This is a genomic window from Exiguobacterium sp. SH4S7 (genome assembly GCF_004336795.1).
GTDB classification, from domain to species: domain Bacteria; phylum Bacillota; class Bacilli; order Exiguobacteriales; family Exiguobacteriaceae; genus Exiguobacterium; species Exiguobacterium aurantiacum_A.
In genome coordinates, this window is sequence record NZ_SJUT01000011.1 from 1 (window position 1) to 14,898 (window position 14,898).

Annotated in this window: 24 protein-coding genes and 1 rRNA gene; all 25 read right to left on the reverse strand. The window is 48.8% G+C overall.

Annotated features, from left to right (window positions below):
- Nucleotides 1-64: ribosomal RNA gene (locus EVJ29_RS14105) — 16S ribosomal RNA — on the reverse strand; the annotation flags it as partial.
- Between the two features lie 369 nt (nt 65-433).
- Nucleotides 434-1,087 (reverse strand): KinB-signaling pathway activation protein, encoded by a 654-nt coding sequence (locus EVJ29_RS14110; RefSeq protein WP_071398651.1) that lies wholly within the window; start codon nt 1,085-1,087, stop codon nt 434-436.
- 11 nt (nt 1,088-1,098) lie between these two features.
- Nucleotides 1,099-2,130, reverse strand: coding sequence for a P-loop NTPase (locus EVJ29_RS14115; RefSeq protein WP_071398652.1), 1,032 nt, complete (start codon nt 2,128-2,130; stop codon nt 1,099-1,101).
- A gap of 143 nt (nt 2,131-2,273) precedes the next feature.
- Entirely contained in the window at nt 2,274-2,666 is a 393-nt protein-coding gene (rpsI, locus tag EVJ29_RS14120) for a 30S ribosomal protein S9 (RefSeq protein WP_070329232.1), read from the reverse strand.
- Nucleotides 2,667-2,691: 25 nt separating this feature from the next.
- A complete protein-coding gene (rplM, locus tag EVJ29_RS14125) occupies nt 2,692-3,129 on the reverse strand; it encodes a 50S ribosomal protein L13 (RefSeq protein ID WP_016510784.1) in 438 nt (145 codons plus the stop codon).
- Nucleotides 3,130-3,283: 154 nt separating this feature from the next.
- Complete coding sequence (gene truA / locus EVJ29_RS14130; protein WP_131466492.1) at nt 3,284-4,024, reverse strand: tRNA pseudouridine(38-40) synthase TruA; 741 nt, start codon at nt 4,022-4,024, stop codon at nt 3,284-3,286.
- Nucleotides 4,021-4,812, reverse strand: a complete 792-nt coding sequence (locus tag EVJ29_RS14135; RefSeq protein ID WP_070329234.1) for an energy-coupling factor transporter transmembrane component T family protein — start codon at nt 4,810-4,812, stop codon at nt 4,021-4,023. The genes truA and EVJ29_RS14135 overlap by 4 nt, the downstream gene beginning before the upstream one ends.
- Nucleotides 4,809-5,687, reverse strand: coding sequence for an energy-coupling factor transporter ATPase (locus tag EVJ29_RS14140; protein WP_016510779.1), 879 nt, complete (start codon nt 5,685-5,687; stop codon nt 4,809-4,811). The genes EVJ29_RS14135 and EVJ29_RS14140 overlap by 4 nt, the downstream gene beginning before the upstream one ends.
- The gene (locus EVJ29_RS14145) at nt 5,663-6,499 is read right to left on the reverse strand and encodes an energy-coupling factor transporter ATPase (RefSeq protein WP_070329236.1); all 837 of its coding nucleotides are present in this window, start codon (nt 6,497-6,499) and stop codon (nt 5,663-5,665) included. Before EVJ29_RS14145 ends, EVJ29_RS14140 begins: the two co-directional genes overlap by 25 nt.
- Nucleotides 6,500-6,568: 69 nt before the next feature.
- A complete protein-coding gene (gene rplQ / locus EVJ29_RS14150; protein ID WP_016510776.1) occupies nt 6,569-6,922 on the reverse strand; it encodes a 50S ribosomal protein L17 in 354 nt (117 codons plus the stop codon).
- 24 nt (nt 6,923-6,946) lie between these two features.
- On the reverse strand, nt 6,947-7,891 hold the full coding sequence (locus tag EVJ29_RS14155) for a DNA-directed RNA polymerase subunit alpha (RefSeq protein ID WP_070329237.1): 945 nt from the start codon (nt 7,889-7,891) through the stop codon (nt 6,947-6,949).
- A 92-nt stretch (nt 7,892-7,983) separates the two neighbouring features.
- The gene (gene rpsK, locus EVJ29_RS14160; RefSeq protein ID WP_070329238.1) at nt 7,984-8,379 is read right to left on the reverse strand and encodes a 30S ribosomal protein S11; all 396 of its coding nucleotides are present in this window, start codon (nt 8,377-8,379) and stop codon (nt 7,984-7,986) included.
- 16 nt (nt 8,380-8,395) lie between these two features.
- A complete protein-coding gene (gene rpsM, locus EVJ29_RS14165) occupies nt 8,396-8,761 on the reverse strand; it encodes a 30S ribosomal protein S13 (RefSeq protein ID WP_035386113.1) in 366 nt (121 codons plus the stop codon).
- Nucleotides 8,762-8,780: 19 nt separating this feature from the next.
- The gene (rpmJ, locus tag EVJ29_RS14170) at nt 8,781-8,894 is read right to left on the reverse strand and encodes a 50S ribosomal protein L36 (RefSeq protein WP_003156543.1); all 114 of its coding nucleotides are present in this window, start codon (nt 8,892-8,894) and stop codon (nt 8,781-8,783) included.
- A 30-nt stretch (nt 8,895-8,924) separates the two neighbouring features.
- The gene (gene infA / locus EVJ29_RS14175) at nt 8,925-9,143 is read right to left on the reverse strand and encodes a translation initiation factor IF-1 (protein WP_035386112.1); all 219 of its coding nucleotides are present in this window, start codon (nt 9,141-9,143) and stop codon (nt 8,925-8,927) included.
- 105 nt (nt 9,144-9,248) lie between these two features.
- Entirely contained in the window at nt 9,249-10,007 is a 759-nt protein-coding gene (gene map, locus EVJ29_RS14180) for a type I methionyl aminopeptidase (protein WP_016508902.1), read from the reverse strand.
- Nucleotides 10,004-10,654, reverse strand: coding sequence for an adenylate kinase (locus tag EVJ29_RS14185; RefSeq protein WP_070329239.1), 651 nt, complete (start codon nt 10,652-10,654; stop codon nt 10,004-10,006). The genes map and EVJ29_RS14185 overlap by 4 nt, the downstream gene beginning before the upstream one ends.
- Before the next feature lie 78 nt (nt 10,655-10,732).
- On the reverse strand, nt 10,733-12,022 hold the full coding sequence (secY, locus tag EVJ29_RS14190; protein WP_070329240.1) for a preprotein translocase subunit SecY: 1,290 nt from the start codon (nt 12,020-12,022) through the stop codon (nt 10,733-10,735).
- Nucleotides 12,022-12,462 carry a 50S ribosomal protein L15 gene (rplO, locus tag EVJ29_RS14195; RefSeq protein ID WP_021066618.1) on the reverse strand — a complete coding sequence of 147 codons (441 nt, stop codon included), beginning with the start codon at nt 12,460-12,462 and terminating at the stop codon, nt 12,022-12,024. The genes secY and rplO overlap by 1 nt, the downstream gene beginning before the upstream one ends.
- A gap of 30 nt (nt 12,463-12,492) precedes the next feature.
- Entirely contained in the window at nt 12,493-12,678 is a 186-nt protein-coding gene (gene rpmD, locus EVJ29_RS14200; protein WP_016508937.1) for a 50S ribosomal protein L30, read from the reverse strand.
- Between the two features lie 15 nt (nt 12,679-12,693).
- Nucleotides 12,694-13,194: a 30S ribosomal protein S5 gene (gene rpsE / locus EVJ29_RS14205; protein WP_016508948.1), complete on the reverse strand. Its 501-nt coding sequence runs from the start codon at nt 13,192-13,194 to the stop codon at nt 12,694-12,696.
- 20 nt (nt 13,195-13,214) lie between these two features.
- Nucleotides 13,215-13,577, reverse strand: a complete 363-nt coding sequence (rplR, locus tag EVJ29_RS14210; protein ID WP_070329241.1) for a 50S ribosomal protein L18 — start codon at nt 13,575-13,577, stop codon at nt 13,215-13,217.
- A 34-nt stretch (nt 13,578-13,611) separates the two neighbouring features.
- A complete protein-coding gene (rplF, locus tag EVJ29_RS14215; protein WP_016508938.1) occupies nt 13,612-14,151 on the reverse strand; it encodes a 50S ribosomal protein L6 in 540 nt (179 codons plus the stop codon).
- Between the two features lie 33 nt (nt 14,152-14,184).
- Complete coding sequence (rpsH, locus tag EVJ29_RS14220) at nt 14,185-14,583, reverse strand: 30S ribosomal protein S8 (RefSeq protein ID WP_021066614.1); 399 nt, start codon at nt 14,581-14,583, stop codon at nt 14,185-14,187.
- Between the two features lie 31 nt (nt 14,584-14,614).
- Nucleotides 14,615-14,884, reverse strand: coding sequence for a 30S ribosomal protein S14 (gene rpsN, locus EVJ29_RS14225; RefSeq protein WP_035386110.1), 270 nt, complete (start codon nt 14,882-14,884; stop codon nt 14,615-14,617).
- Nucleotides 14,885-14,898: the final 14 nt, after the last annotated feature.

A 14,898-nucleotide genomic window follows, 5' to 3' on the forward strand; every position in this document is an offset into this window, starting at 1 on the left:
CGACTTGCATGTATTAGGCACGCCGCCAGCGTTCGTCCTGAGCCAGGATCAAACTCTCCAAAGAATTTGATATAGCTCTTGAAAATGACGAAGCTTGCGCTTCAATCAAAACTTGTAAAACTTTTTTTGCCTCATCGTTCAGTTTTCAAAGACCAAATGTTGTCGTGTTAGCGACTTTTTAATAATAGCGAGTTCACTTTTTAAAGTCAACCGTTTTTTATTATTTTTTCACTTTTTTTCTGTTGCTCAAATTTGAACAGCAGCGACGTTTATTAATATATCAATGCCTGCACTATTCGTCAACTGTTTTTCTAAAAAAACTTTGATTGCTTCAAAAATTATTTCGATACGCTTAAATTGGCCGTGGACTCCCTTCTTAACCAATGGAAAAGCTCAGGCGAAATCACCTGAGCTCATCACTGGCAAGAGAACATTACGACGATTTGGACGAGACGCGTTTCTTCGTCTTTAATGACTCTTTAGGACCACTATTCGATTTTGACACTGCTTCACCGTGCGCTGGCGCTTGGAAGCGATGAAGCATCAACACTTGGTAAGCGTTGGCGAACACGAGCGTCGCAAGTGCCGGCCATAGAAGAGCGATCTCATCTGTCGCTTGCAGTGCCGGAATCCACTCAATCAACGTAATGACGATCATCAAGAAGAGCGCGGGGATAAATGCACTCGCATTCGTCTGTCTCGCCTTGCTCGTCGCTACGATCCACGACACGACGACTAGGACGAGCATCTCTCCGATATAACGCCACATGTGATCATTTCCAAATGCGAGCATGCGTAGATAGACCGCGTCAAATAACGCGAATACAATCAAGAGCACTTGAACTCGATTCCACAGTTTCGCTCCGCGGAATAAATCCAAGCCGACTCGGTGGACGATCAAGTAGGCAAAAAAGCCCATCATACTGATTCCCGTCCACGTGCTCGAGTAACTGAGTGCCGTCACGATCGCTTCCCACGACTGACTGACCAAATAACCCGGATTGGCGAGTATATTCATCAGGAACCCAAATAGCGTCCCGAAAACGAGCGTCGTCCAAAACAAACGTAAAAAACCTTGTACTTTCATCTGCTAACCATTCACCCTTCTATTTGTTGAATGACCGATTGCGCCAATTCATCATATGTTGTCTCAAACGGATGCCCATCCCGGTAGACCGAAGGCGCAAAGTCGTCTTCGTTGTCATACGGCTGACCGAGCGGGATTTGCGCGAGCAGTTTACTCTTGAGCGCTTCTGATAATTTTTCGCCGCCGCCGTAACCGAAGACGTATTCTTTCTCGCCCGTTACCTTACTCTCGAAGTACGCCATATTCTCAATGATTCCGAGCACTTTATGGTTCGTCTTGATTGCCATCGCACCCGCTCGAGCCGCGACGAAAGCAGCGGTCGCGTGAGGTGTCGTTACAATCAACTCCTGGCATGACGGGAGCATCGAGTGGATATCAAGCGCGACGTCACCTGTCCCTGGCGGTAAATCGAGCAACAAGTAGTCGAGGTCGCCCCACTCCACATCATTGAAGAAGTTGTTGAGCATCTTCCCGAGCATCGGTCCGCGCCAGATGACCGGCGCATTGTCTTCGACGAAGAAGCCCATCGAGATGACTTTTACCCCGAACCGCTCGACCGGGATGATTTTTTCACCTCGGACGACGGGACGTTCTTCAATCCCGAGCATGTCCGGGACGCTGAACCCGTAAATATCGGCATCGATCAAGCCGACCTTTTTACCGGCACGTGCTAACGCGACCGCCAAGTTGACCGACACCGTCGACTTCCCGACGCCGCCTTTTCCTGAAGCGATTGCTATGAACGTCGTTCCTGAGTTTTCACGAAGGATAGCCGGTTTTGTCGCTTCTTGTAAACTTTCGTCATTTAGCGCTTCGAAACGAAGGCCGACCGTCTTAAAGCCTTTTCCTTTCAACAATGTGACGATCTCTTGTTGCAGCTGAAGCTGCTCTCCGCTCCCGGTCTGACCGAGTGCCACTTTCACGCTGACATAGTCTTCTTTAATTCGGACGTCTTTCACGCCAGCTGTATCTCCAAGCGTACGATTGATCGTCGGATCGACCAACCCTGCTAATTCTTCACGAACTTGTTCTACTGTAAGCATGTCATTTCCCCCTAATTTCTGTCTCGATAACAGTATATCAAAAAAAGCGTTTTCTTGAGGGAACGAAAACCAACTATTTCTCGAGCAACAAAAAAACTCTCCGCCCATAAAGGGCGGAGAGTTTAGACCAAACTGTTCGAAGATTAACGCTTCGAGAACTGTGGTGCGCGACGTGCTGCTTTAAGACCGTATTTTTTACGCTCTTTCATACGTGCGTCACGAGTCAAGAAGCCTTTTTCTTTGAGGCTTGGACGGAATTCTGGGTCCGCTTGAAGAAGCGCACGTGATACGCCGTGGCGAATCGCTCCAGCTTGTCCAGTGAATCCACCACCGTTAACGTTAACGATGATATCGTATTTACCTTCTGTTTCAGTCAATACGAGTGGTGATTTTGCCATCATGATCAAAGTCTCATGACCGAAGTATTCTGAAATATCACGGCCATTTACAACAACTTTGCCGTCACCTGCAACGAGGTGAACACGAGCCACCGAGTGCTTGCGGCGGCCAGTTCCGTAGTAACGTACATCTGCCATCGTTTAGTTCCTCCTTGTGTCCCGATTAACCGCGAAGTTCGTAAACTTCTGGTTTTTGTGCTTCGTGGTTGTGCTCAGCTCCAGCGTAAACGTGGAGTTTAGTGAATTGTTGACGACCGAGTGATCCTTTTGGAAGCATCCCTTTGATCGCGAGTTCAAGCATACGCTCTGGGCGTTTTGCAAGAAGCTCTTTTGCAGTTTGTGATTTCAAGCCGCCTGGATGACCTGAATGACGGTAGTACATCTTGTCGTTCAGTTTGTTACCAGTCAATTTGACTTTCTCAGCGTTGATGATGATGACGTGGTCTCCGCAATCAACGTGTGGTGTGAAAGTTGGCTTGTGCTTACCGCGAAGAAGTGATGCTACTTCACTAGTCATACGACCGAGTGTTTTGCCTTCTGCATCGATAAGGTGCCATTTGCGTTCTACTTCAGATGCTTTAGCCATGAATGTCGTGCGCATGTGGAATACCTCCTAAAATGTCTGTTCATTTGAATTTTTTAATGCTTGTTTGATGCTTTATCATAATCCTAGTTTACGGGGCTAAGATTGTGGTTCATCTCTCAATGTGAAAATGAAATGCCAATGAATATGATACGTTTTTACAAGGGGAATGTCAATCTACTTTTTTATAATTCACATTCCATAAATATAGACCGTGCGGTGGAGCCGTAATCCCAGCACTGCGGCGGTCTTTCGCCGCGAGCATTCGACTCACATCGGCCGGCTCATACTTCCCTCTGCCAACCTCCATTAACGTACCGACCATAATCCGGACTTGGTTGTACAGAAAGCCGGATCCGACGAACCGAAAGTACATTTCGTCTCCCACCTCAACGAGTTCCGCTTCATAAATCGTGCGGACACGGTCCACCACTTCTGACTTCGTCACCGAAAACGAAGTGAAATCATGTGTCCCGACGAGTGACCGGAGCGCTTGACGCATCCGTTCCCGGTCAAGCGCATACGTCACCGTCACGGCATGATGGCGGCGGAACGGATCGACGTCAGTGCGAATGAAGTAACGATACTCTTTCCGTTTCGCACCGTAGCGGGCATGGAAAGAAGCATCTACTTCTTCGGCCGAACAAACAAGGATATCATCTGGCAACATCGCGTTCAACGCTTTGACGAAGCGATCTGCCGGCATCGATAAATGCGTATCGAAGTGGATGACCTGACCTTTCGCGTGAACACGGGCATCCGTCCGCCCAGAAGCGACAACTTTCATCGCTTGACCATGCATCTTCGCAAGAACCGTCTCGACTTCGGCCTGAACCGTATTGCCGTTTGGCTGGACTTGATAACCCGCATAATTCGTCCCATCATAAGCAATCGTCAATTTAACCCGTCTCATCCTATCCCTCGCAATCCAATCAAAATGAGTGTCAAGCAGACAAATACGATCAACAATCCTGTGTCGCGTCGTTCCCACGTCATCTCACGCCACCTCGTCCGCCCTTCACCCCCACGGTACCCGCGGGCTTCCATCGCCGTGGCAAGGTCCTCAGCCCGCTTAAACGCGGACACGAACAATGGGATCATGAGCGGGACGACCGCTTTTAACCGATCTTTAATCGGACCACTCTTTAAATCGACGCCTCGCGCCTGTTGCGCCTTCATGATGCGATCCGTCTCGTCGGCTAGCGTCGGCAAGAAACGAAGCGAGATGGACAGCATCAGGGCGATCTCGTGTGCCGGCACTCGTATGCGTTCGAGGGGACGAAGACCAGCTTCAATCGAATCGGTCAGTTCCATCGGCGTCGTCGTCAAGGTGACGAGCGTCGTCAACATGACGAGATAGAAGAAACGGAGCGAGACGATCAAGCCCATTCTCACCCCTTCCGAATAAATCGAGAACGGACCGAGTGAAACGAGCAACGTCCCTTCCCGATTGAAGAACAGTTGCAACAGGAGTGTGAACACGATCAAAAATAAAATCATTTTCAACCCGTTCCATAAATAGCGCCATGACAACTGAGACAATTTGACCGCGAATAACGTGAACGCGAGTAAAAACACGTTCGTCCACAAATTGTCGGCCAAGAAGACGACTGGAATAAACCCGAGGATGAACAGCGTTTTGGCCCGAGCGTCAAGTGTGTGCAGCCATGAATGACCGGGAATGTATTGCCCGATAATCATATGGCTCCCCCCTTTCTCAACTCGGCCGCAATCCAGTCCGCCAGTTCGACTTCCGTCCGAAGGGATGGAGGCTCGACCCCGAACGTCGGTGCGAGTTCAAGCGCGAGCCGAAGCACGTTCGGGACGTCGAGTTGCAACGAGCGAACGAGTGACTCGTCCTTGAACAGTTCGAACGGGTCACCATCGAAGGCGACTTGTCCTTGTTCCATGACGACGACACGTTCCGCATACGTCAACACGTCATCCATGTCATGCGAGACGAGGATGAGCGTCAAGTCGAGTTCTTCTTTTAAACGTTTAAACAGCGCCAGCATGTCTTGACGGCCGAGCGGGTCGAGTCCTGCCGTCGGTTCATCGACGACTAAGACGTCCGGACGGCTCGCGAGCACGCCCGCAATCGCGACACGTCGCATCTGTCCGCCCGACAAATCGAACGGGGAACGGTCCCATAACGTTTCATCGAGACCGACAAGGCGCAGGGCCGCATGAGCCCGTTCTTTCGACTCGGCCTCCGTCGCACCGAAGTTGCGGGGACCAAACATCACGTCGCGTTCGACCGTCTCTTCAAACAGTTGATGCTCGGGATACTGAAAGACGAGCCCAACGCGGCGTCGAAGCGGAAGCAAACTTTGCTTTTTATCGCGACGCTTCGTAATCGCACGTACTGTAATGTCATCCACGACGACACGACCTTTTGTCGGTCGCAGTAAGCCGTTCATGTGCTGAACGAGTGTCGATTTCCCAGAGCCGGTATGGCCAAGAAACGCAACAAGCGCCCCCGACGGAATAAATACATTCACATCGCGCAGCGCGGTTCGTTCAAACGGAGTATTCAATTGATATTGGTAAGTCACTTCTTCAATGCTAATCGGCATAGATGGTTCACCAACTCCGAATGTTGTAGCATCAGACGATCGAGTGGTATGCCCCGTTCCTTCAGTTCGAGTTGCATCCGTACGATAAACGGCACATCCAATTGGATGGCACGTAACGCTTCCGGATTTCTAAACACGTCTTCTGGTGTACCGGTCATTGCAATTTTCCCTTTAGACAAGGCAATGATACGGTCGGCAAACAACACTTCGTCGAGCTCGTGTGTAATGGCGACAACGGTCATCCCTTCTGAGACGAGCTGTTGTACCGTTTGTAACACCTCTTTACGCCCAATCGGGTCGAGCATCGAGGTAGCTTCATCGAGCACGAGGACATGCGGGCGCATTGCGAGAGCCGAAGCAATCGCAACACGCTGCTTTTGTCCACCGGATAACTGATGCGGTTCACGGTCCGCTAGTTCCGATAATCCAACGCGCGCTAGACTGTCATCAATTCGACGAACCATTTCTTGACGTGGAAGTCCCATGTTTTCGAGAGAGAACGCCACATCATCGCGCACGGTCGCCCCGACAAACTGATTGTCGGGATTTTGGAAGACGACACCGATCCGTTTACGAACGTCCCACACGTCTGTGGCGTCCGTCGGATCGAGCGTCTCAACCCGGACCTCTCCTTCCTGAGGAAGCAAAAGCCCGTTCCACAACTTCGTCAAAGTCGACTTGCCGGAACCATTATGGCCAACGATGGCGAGCCATTCCCCTTTGTATACATCGAGTGACAACCCGTCTAAGGCTGGCTCGGTTTGTCCCGGGTAACGAAACACGACATCACGTACCATAATTTGAGATTCCATCTGTCGACTCCTTTCCGATGTGGAAACAGGGCAATACGTGACCGCATGCCCTGTTGACTGCCTAATGAATTAGACGAGTTCGATGATTACGACTTCCGCACCGTCACCGCGGCGTGGGCCGACTTTCATGATGCGTGTGTATCCACCTTGACGTTCAGCGTAGCGTGGTGCCACGTCTTCGAACAATTTTTGGATTGCGTTTTTCTCTCCAGCGCTCTCTTTGCGAACGAATGAAGCTACTTGACGACGGGCATGAAGATCGCCACGTTTTCCAAGAGTGATTAATTTTTCAACGACTGGGCGAAGTTCTTTCGCTTTTTGTTCAGTTGTTTGAATGCGCTCGTTGATAATAAGGTCAGTTGCAAGATCACGCAAAAGAGCCTTGCGTTGCGAGCTTGTACGGCCAAGTTTCGAATAAGCCATTACATTTCCCTCCTTCGGTTGAACTTAGTCTTCTTTACGCAAGCCCAAACCGAGCTCGTCCAACTTGAGTTGAACTTCTTCGAGTGATTTACGTCCGAGGTTACGGACTTTCATCATCTCTTCCTCTGATTTGTTTGCGAGTTCTTGAACAGTGTTGATGCCGGCGCGCTTCAAGCAGTTGTACGAACGAACTGAGAGATCGAGTTCTTCGATCGTCATTTCAAGTACTTTTTCTTTTTGGTCTTCTTCTTTCTCGACCATAATTTCTGCGTTGAGAGCTTCGTCAGTCAAACCAACAAAGATATTCAAGTGTTCTGTCAAAATTTTCGCTCCAAGCGATACTGCTTCTTCCGGACGGATTGAACCATCTGTCCACACGTCTAATAGAAGCTTATCGAAGCTAGCATCTTGACCGACACGTGTTTTGTCTACTTCGTAGTTCACGCGTTGAATCGGTGTATAGATCGAATCGATTGGAATGACACCAATCGGCATATCATCACGTTTGTTATCTTCTGCCTGGACGTAACCACGACCACGGCGAGCAGTCAAACGCATGCGAAGCGTCGCATTGTCAGCGAGAGTCGCGATGTGGAGCTCAGGATTCAAGATTTCAACGTCGCTATCATGGGTAATGTCTGCCGCAGTGACAGCACCGGCACTTGAAACGTTAATCTCAAGCGTTTTCTCTTCTTCCGAGTACACTTTGAGCGCTAACTTCTTGAGGTTTAAAACAATTTGGGTGACGTCTTCGACGACTCCGTCAATCGTTGAGAACTCGTGAAGTACGCCATCGATTTGAACCGCCGTAATCGCTGCACCAGGAAGCGATGACAATAAAATTCGACGCAGTGAGTTGCCGAGAGTAGTGCCATATCCACGTTCAAGCGGTTCCACCACGAATTTACCAAACGTAGCATCCTCGCTGATTTCGACCGTTTCGATCTTTGGTTTTTCAATCTCGATCATCTGAACCCCTCCTTGAGTGTATCCTGCCACGCAGCTTGCGCTGCATTGTATATGTTGTTCGTGCTAGGTAAGCCCATCACACGCACAAACGATTATACGCGGCGACGTTTTGGAGGGCGGCAACCGTTGTGCGGAACAGGTGTTACGTCACGGATTGCAGTTACTTCAAGACCAGTAGCTTGGAGGGCACGGATTGCCGCTTCACGTCCAGCACCAGGACCTTTAACGTTAACTTCTACTGTACGCATACCGTTGTCCATTGCAACTTTCGCTGCAGTTTCAGCAGCCAATTGTGCTGCGAACGGTGTCGATTTACGTGATCCTCTAAATCCAAGGTTACCAGAAGTAGCCCATGAGATCGCGTTACCTTGCGTGTCAGTGATTGTGATGATTGTGTTGTTAAATGTAGAACGGATGTGTACCACACCGACTTCAATATGCTTTTTGACTTTACGTTTTGAACGTACATTTTGCTTACGTTTCGCCATTGTTCAATTCCCTCCTTTACTTCTTCTTGTTCGCTACTGTACGGCGTGGGCCTTTACGAGTACGCGAGTTGTTCTTCGTGTTTTGTCCGCGAACAGGGAGACTACGGCGATGACGGACACCGCGGTAGGCGCCGATTTCGATCAAACGCTTAATGTTGAGTGAAACTTCACGACGAAGGTCACCTTCAACTTTAATTCCGTCAATTGCTTCACGGATGCGGTTGATTTCGTCTTCTGTAAGATCACGTGTGCGTGAATCTTCAGATACGTTTGCAGTCTTCAAGATTTCTTGTGCTTTTGTTTTACCAATACCAAAGATGTATGTGAGCGAAATAACGATACGTTTTTCGCGCGGAATATCTACACCAGCAATACGTGCCATGTGTGCACCTCCTCTTAGATTAACCTTGTTTTTGTTTGTGTTTCGGGTTTTCGCAAATTACCATTACTTTTCCTTTACGGCGAATAACTTTACATTTTTCGCAAATCGGTTTTACCGACGGTCTTACTTTCATGATTATACCCTCCTCCTGGAAAAATCGGAGTTACTTATAACGGTACGTGATTCGCCCGCGAGTCAAGTCGTACGGAGACAACTCGACAGTTACGCGGTCGCCTGGAAGGATTCGAATGTAGTGCATCCGAATTTTCCCTGAGACGTGCGCGAGCACCGTGTGGCCGTTTTCTAACTCCACTTTAAACATTGCGTTTGGAAGTGGTTCGATAACAGTGCCTTCCACTTCAATGACATCTTGTTTCGCCATCATTTATTCCCCTTTCTATATGAAGATATTTAGGAGCACAGACGATCTATTGTACAGTACTGTGAGAGAAGGATCCATAACGGATCAGCACGCAACAATAGAGCCTCATTCACCGGAATCGAGTTTCGTTAAAATCTCGTATCCATCGTCTGTGATGGCGATGGTGTGCTCAAAGTGGGCGCACATGCTACCGTCCACTGTCACAACTGTCCAGTTGTCAGCCAGCGTTCGAACATAGCGTTGACCAGCGTTGACCATTGGTTCAATGGCTAACGTCATCCCAGTCTTTAGGCGCGGCCCTTTCCCCGGTGGACCATAGTGCGGAATTTGCGGTTCTTCATGCAAATTTTGACCGACACCATGACCGACATACTCACGGACGACAGAAAACTCATGAGATTCAACATACGCTTGAATCGCATGCGAAATGTCTGTCAATCGCAGTCCAGCCTTGGCGTGCTCCAATCCTTTATACAGACTTTCTTCGGTTACGTCAAGCAACCGCTGTGTCTCTTCTGAGATTGTTCCCACTGGATAAGTCCAAGCGGAATCTCCATGGTATCCGTTATAGTGGGCACCGATGTCGATCGAGATGATATCTCCATCGTTCAATACCCGTTCTCCGGGAATTCCATGAACAAGTTCTTCGTTCACTGAAGCGCAAACACTACCGGTAAAACCGTTGTAGCCTTTGAACGACGGTGTCGCACCTTGGCTGCGAATGTAATCTTCCGCAATCCGGTCGAGCTCTAGCGTCGTAATACCTGGTTTGATGTGCTCTTTGAGCACCTGGTGCGTTCGAGCAACAATTTGCCCAGCCTCACGCATAATCGCAATTTCTCGAGGCGTCTTCGTGATGATCATTCAGTATCACCGAGTAACGCTTTAACATCGGCATAAACGACATCGATTGGACGATCTCCATCCAATGTACGAAGATACCCTTTTTCTGCATAAAAGTCAATAAGTGGTTTCGATTGCTCGATGTTGACGTCAAGGCGACGGCGAACCGTTTCCTCTTTATCGTCTTCACGTTGCATGAGTGCCGACCCATCCACATCACAGATGCCTTCCACTTTTGGTGGATTGAAGATCACATGATATGTCGCTCCACACGTCGGGCAGATCCAACGACCTGTCAAACGCGGAACGAGAATTTCCGCAGCCACATCAATGTTGACGACGTGGTCGATCTGTTTCCCCAAATCTTTAAGCAAACTTTCGAGTGCCTCTGCTTGAGCAACAGTACGCGGGAATCCATCGAGTAAAAAGCCGTTTTTCGTATCATCTTGACTCAAGCGTTCACGTACGATTCCGATTGTTACCTCATCCGGTACGAGTTCCCCTTTATCCATGAACGATTTAGCTTCTTTACCAAGTGGCGTTCCGCCTTTGATTGCCGCACGAAACATGTCGCCTGTCGAAATGTGTGGGATTTGGTACTCTTCGACGATTTTAGCCGCTTGAGTCCCTTTCCCTGCACCCGGTAAGCCCATGAGTACTAGATTCATCTCAGTTAGCCTCCAGTTTTGATTTTCACAACACATCGTAAACACGACAGGAAGGAAGGGAGAGCCCTTCCTTCCGCTTTAACGGATAAAGCCTTTGTAGTGTCGTTTTACGAGTTGACTTTCGATTTGTTTCATCGTTTCGAGGGCTACCCCGATTACGATCAACAAGCTCGTCCCTCCGATTTGCACCGAAGTTGGGAGACCGGCAAGCTTAATGAAGATTGTCGGCATGATCGCAACGAGCGATAGGAAAATCGCTCCGAAGAAAGTCAATCGATAGAGCAACTTCGTGATGTACTGTTCTGTTTGCGCCCCAGGACGAATCCCAGGAATATAGCCACCTTGCTTCTGCAGATTTTCTGCCATTTGTTCTGGGTTGACCTGAATAAATGTATAGAAGTAAGCGAACGCGATGATGAGCGCTACGTAGATTGACATTCCGATTGGAGATGTCGTATCGAAGTAAGTCTGCAACTTCTGCGTCGTTTCCGGAGAAGCAATGAAGCTTGCAACAGTTGGCGGTGTCACCATGAAGGAAATCGCGAAGATAACCGGGATGACACCAGCAGCGTTTAGCTTGATTGGCAAGTGCGTCGACTGACCGCCCACAGGGGTACGGTTCGCCGTGCGCTTCGCGTATTGAATCGGAATCTTACGTGCCGCTTGTTGAACATAAATGATCCCAACCGTCACAGCAAGAATAACGAGCAATAGCACAGCCAAGTAAACGATGTTAATGAATAACGCGTCTCCAGCATTTTGGAGCTTCGTCTCGTAAATCTGCGTGAAGATTCTTGGGAACCCAGCGATGATACCCGCGAAGATGATGACGGAAATACCATTCCCGACACCTTTCTCCGTTGTCATCTCACCGAGGAACATCAAGAACGCCGTACCTGCAGTAAGTACAATCGCGATCACGAAATAGGTTGCCGTTCCCCACGTCTCATTGACGAGACCTGGGTAGAGGCGGTTAAATCCGAACGACAGTGATGTCGCTTGGACAAACCCTAACATGATCGTCCCATAGCGCGTGACCGTCGCTAGCTTCTTACGCCCGGACTCGCCTTGTTTTGCCCATTCGGCAAACTTCGGAACGACGTCCATTTGTAAAAGTTGTACAACGATCGATGCCGTGATGTACGGCATGATCCCCATTGCGAACAGGGAGAAGTTCTGTAAAGCATTTCCTCCAAACAAGTTCAAGAAGTCGAGTAGACCTCCTGAGTCAAAACGCAACACATCCGTATTCACCATCGGCACCGGGATATGGGCCCCGATGCGGAAAATGATGATGATTGCGAGTGTGAAGAGAATACGCTGTCGAATATCTTTCACGCGCCACATATTGGAGATCGTCTGAAACATCAGATCACCTCAACTGAACCGCCAGCTGCTTCGATCGCTTCTTTCGCTGCACCCGAGAATTTGTTGGCTTTAACAGTTAATTTTGTTTCAAGCTTGCCGTTAGCAAGTACTTTGATTCCGTCTTTAGCAGAGCTGACGACACCAGTCTCGATTAAGAGTTCTGGAGTGACTTCAGTACCTGCTTCGAAACGGTTAAGCGTGTCTAGGGAAACAACTGCATACTCTTTACGAGTAGGGTTGTTGAAACCGCGTTTTGGAAGACGACGGTAAAGTGGGTTTTGTCCACCTTCGAACCCTGGACGAACGCCACCGCCTGAACGAGCTTTTTGACCTTTATGTCCACGGCCAGAAGTTTTACCGTTACCAGTCGCCATACCGCGACCGACACGGTTGCGTTCGTGACGCGAACCTGGAGTTGGCTTCAATTCATGGAGTTTCATAGTGGCACCTCCTTATTATTAAAATCGATATTATTCGTTAATTTCTTCTACAGTCACAAGGTGCGACACTTTTTTGATCATACCACGCATCGCGACGTTGTCAGGGACAACGACGGTTTGATGCATTTTGCGAAGACCAAGTGTACGTACTGTTACACGCTGATCCTCGGGACGACCGATTGTGCTGCGTGTGAGGGTGATTGCGAGTTTCGCCATGTCTAGTTCCCTCCCTTATTTAAGAAGTTCTTCTACGCTTTTACCGCGTAGTTTAGCAACTTCCTCTGCTTTTTTAAGCTCTGTCAAGCCTTTGACCGTCGCACGGACGATGTTGATCGGTGTGTTTGATCCAAGCGATTTCGAAAGGATGTCACCTACACCTGCAAGTTCGAGCACTGCACGAACTGGACCACCGGCGATAACCCCAGTACCTTCAGAAGCAGGTTTCATGAATACACGACCTGCTCCGTATACTCCTGTGATTTCGTGTGGAATTGTTGTACCAACCATTGGTACTTGAACCATGTTTTTCTTAGCGGCTTCAATAGCCTTGCGGATCGCTTCTGGCACCTCTTGTGCCTTACCTGTACCGAAACCGACGTGACCATTTTTGTCACCTACGACTACGAGAGCGGCGAAACGGAAGCGACGGCCACCTTTCACAACTTTCGCGACGCGGTTTACGGTAACAACGCGTTCTTCAAGTTGTTCCATGTTAACGTCTAACTGGCGCATCGAGTGTCCCCTCCTTTTTGTTAGAATTTAAGACCCGCTTCACGAGCTGCTTCTGCAACAGCTTTGACGCGGCCATGATAGAGGTATCCACCACGGTCGAACACAACAGTGTCGATACCTTTCTCGAGTGCACGTTCAGCTGCAAGTTTACCAACAGCTTTCGCTGCTTCAACGTTGCCGCCGTTTGTAAGATCGAGTGCTTTATCTTTCGAAGATGCTGACACAAGCGTTGTTTGTGACGCGTCATCGATAAGTTGTACGTAGATGTTCTTGCTCGAACGGAATACGTTCAAACGTGGACGAGCTGCCGTCCCGGTGATCGTACGACGTACACGAGCATGACGTTTCTTACGAACTGCATTTTTATCTGCTTTTGTGATCATTTATGCCACTCCTTTCCGTTCATTTCGTGACGAATTACTTACCAGTCTTACCTTCTTTACGGCGAATACGTTCATCAGAGTAACGAACACCTTTACCTTTGTAAGGTTCTGGAGCACGGTACGAGCGGATTTGAGCTGCAACGTGACCGACGCGCTCTTTGCTAATACCTTTTACGATGATTTGCGTGTTTGAAGGAACTTCGATCTCGATACCTTCTTCAGCAACGTACTCGATCGGATGCGAGTAACCGAGGCTGAGGACGAGTTTGTTACCTTGCTTAGCAGCACGGTAACCAACCCCTGAGATCTCAAGTGTTTTCTGGAACCCGTTAGACACACCTTCCACCATGTTGGCGATGAGGGCACGTGTCGTACCGTGGATCGTACGGTTCTCTTTCGAGTCATCCGGACGAACAACAGTTAGTTCGTTTTCTTCAATTTTGACTTCCAAGGCTGGGTTAGCTGAAAGCGAAAGTTCACCTTTAGCACCTTTTACTGTGACAATGTTGCCTTCTGCAACCGTTACAGTAACGCCAGCTGGAATCGTAACTGGTTTTTTACCAATACGTGACATTGATTACACCTCCGTTCTTGTTAGAAAAGTGACTTACCAGATGTAGGCGAGCACTTCGCCGCCGACTTGTTGTTGGCGAGCTTCTTTATCAGTCATAAGACCTTTTGATGTCGAAAGAACTGCGATACCGAGTCCTCCGAGTACTTTTGGTACTTCATCTGCTTTTGCATATACACGAAGACCTGGTTTCGAAATACGTTTGAGACCAGTGATAACACGTTCGTTGCTTGCTCCATATTTAAGGAAAAGACGAAGTGTACCTTGTTTAGCGTCCTCGATATATTCAACATCGCGAATGAAACCTTCACGCTTGAGGATCTCTGCAACCTCACGTTTGATATTAGAAGCTGGAAGCTCCAATTTTTCATGGCGAACCATGTTAGCGTTACGGATACGTGTAAGCATATCTGCAATAGGGTCTGTCATTACCATGCGATGTACCTCCTTTCACACTGTTAGTGGATTACCAACTTGCTTTTTTAACACCAGGGATTTGACCTTTGTATGCAAGATCACGGAACTTGATACGGCTGATCCCGAATTTACCCATGTAACCATGTGGACGACCTGTGATACGGCAACGGTTATGAAGACGTACAGGTGACGAGTTACGTGGCAATTTGCTGAGTCCGATGTAGTCGCCTTCAGCTTTTAATTGCGCGCGTCTCTCAGCGTACTGGGCAACGAGTTTCTCGCGTTTTTGCTCGCGATTCACCATTGACTTTTTAGCCATGTTGTCGACCTCCC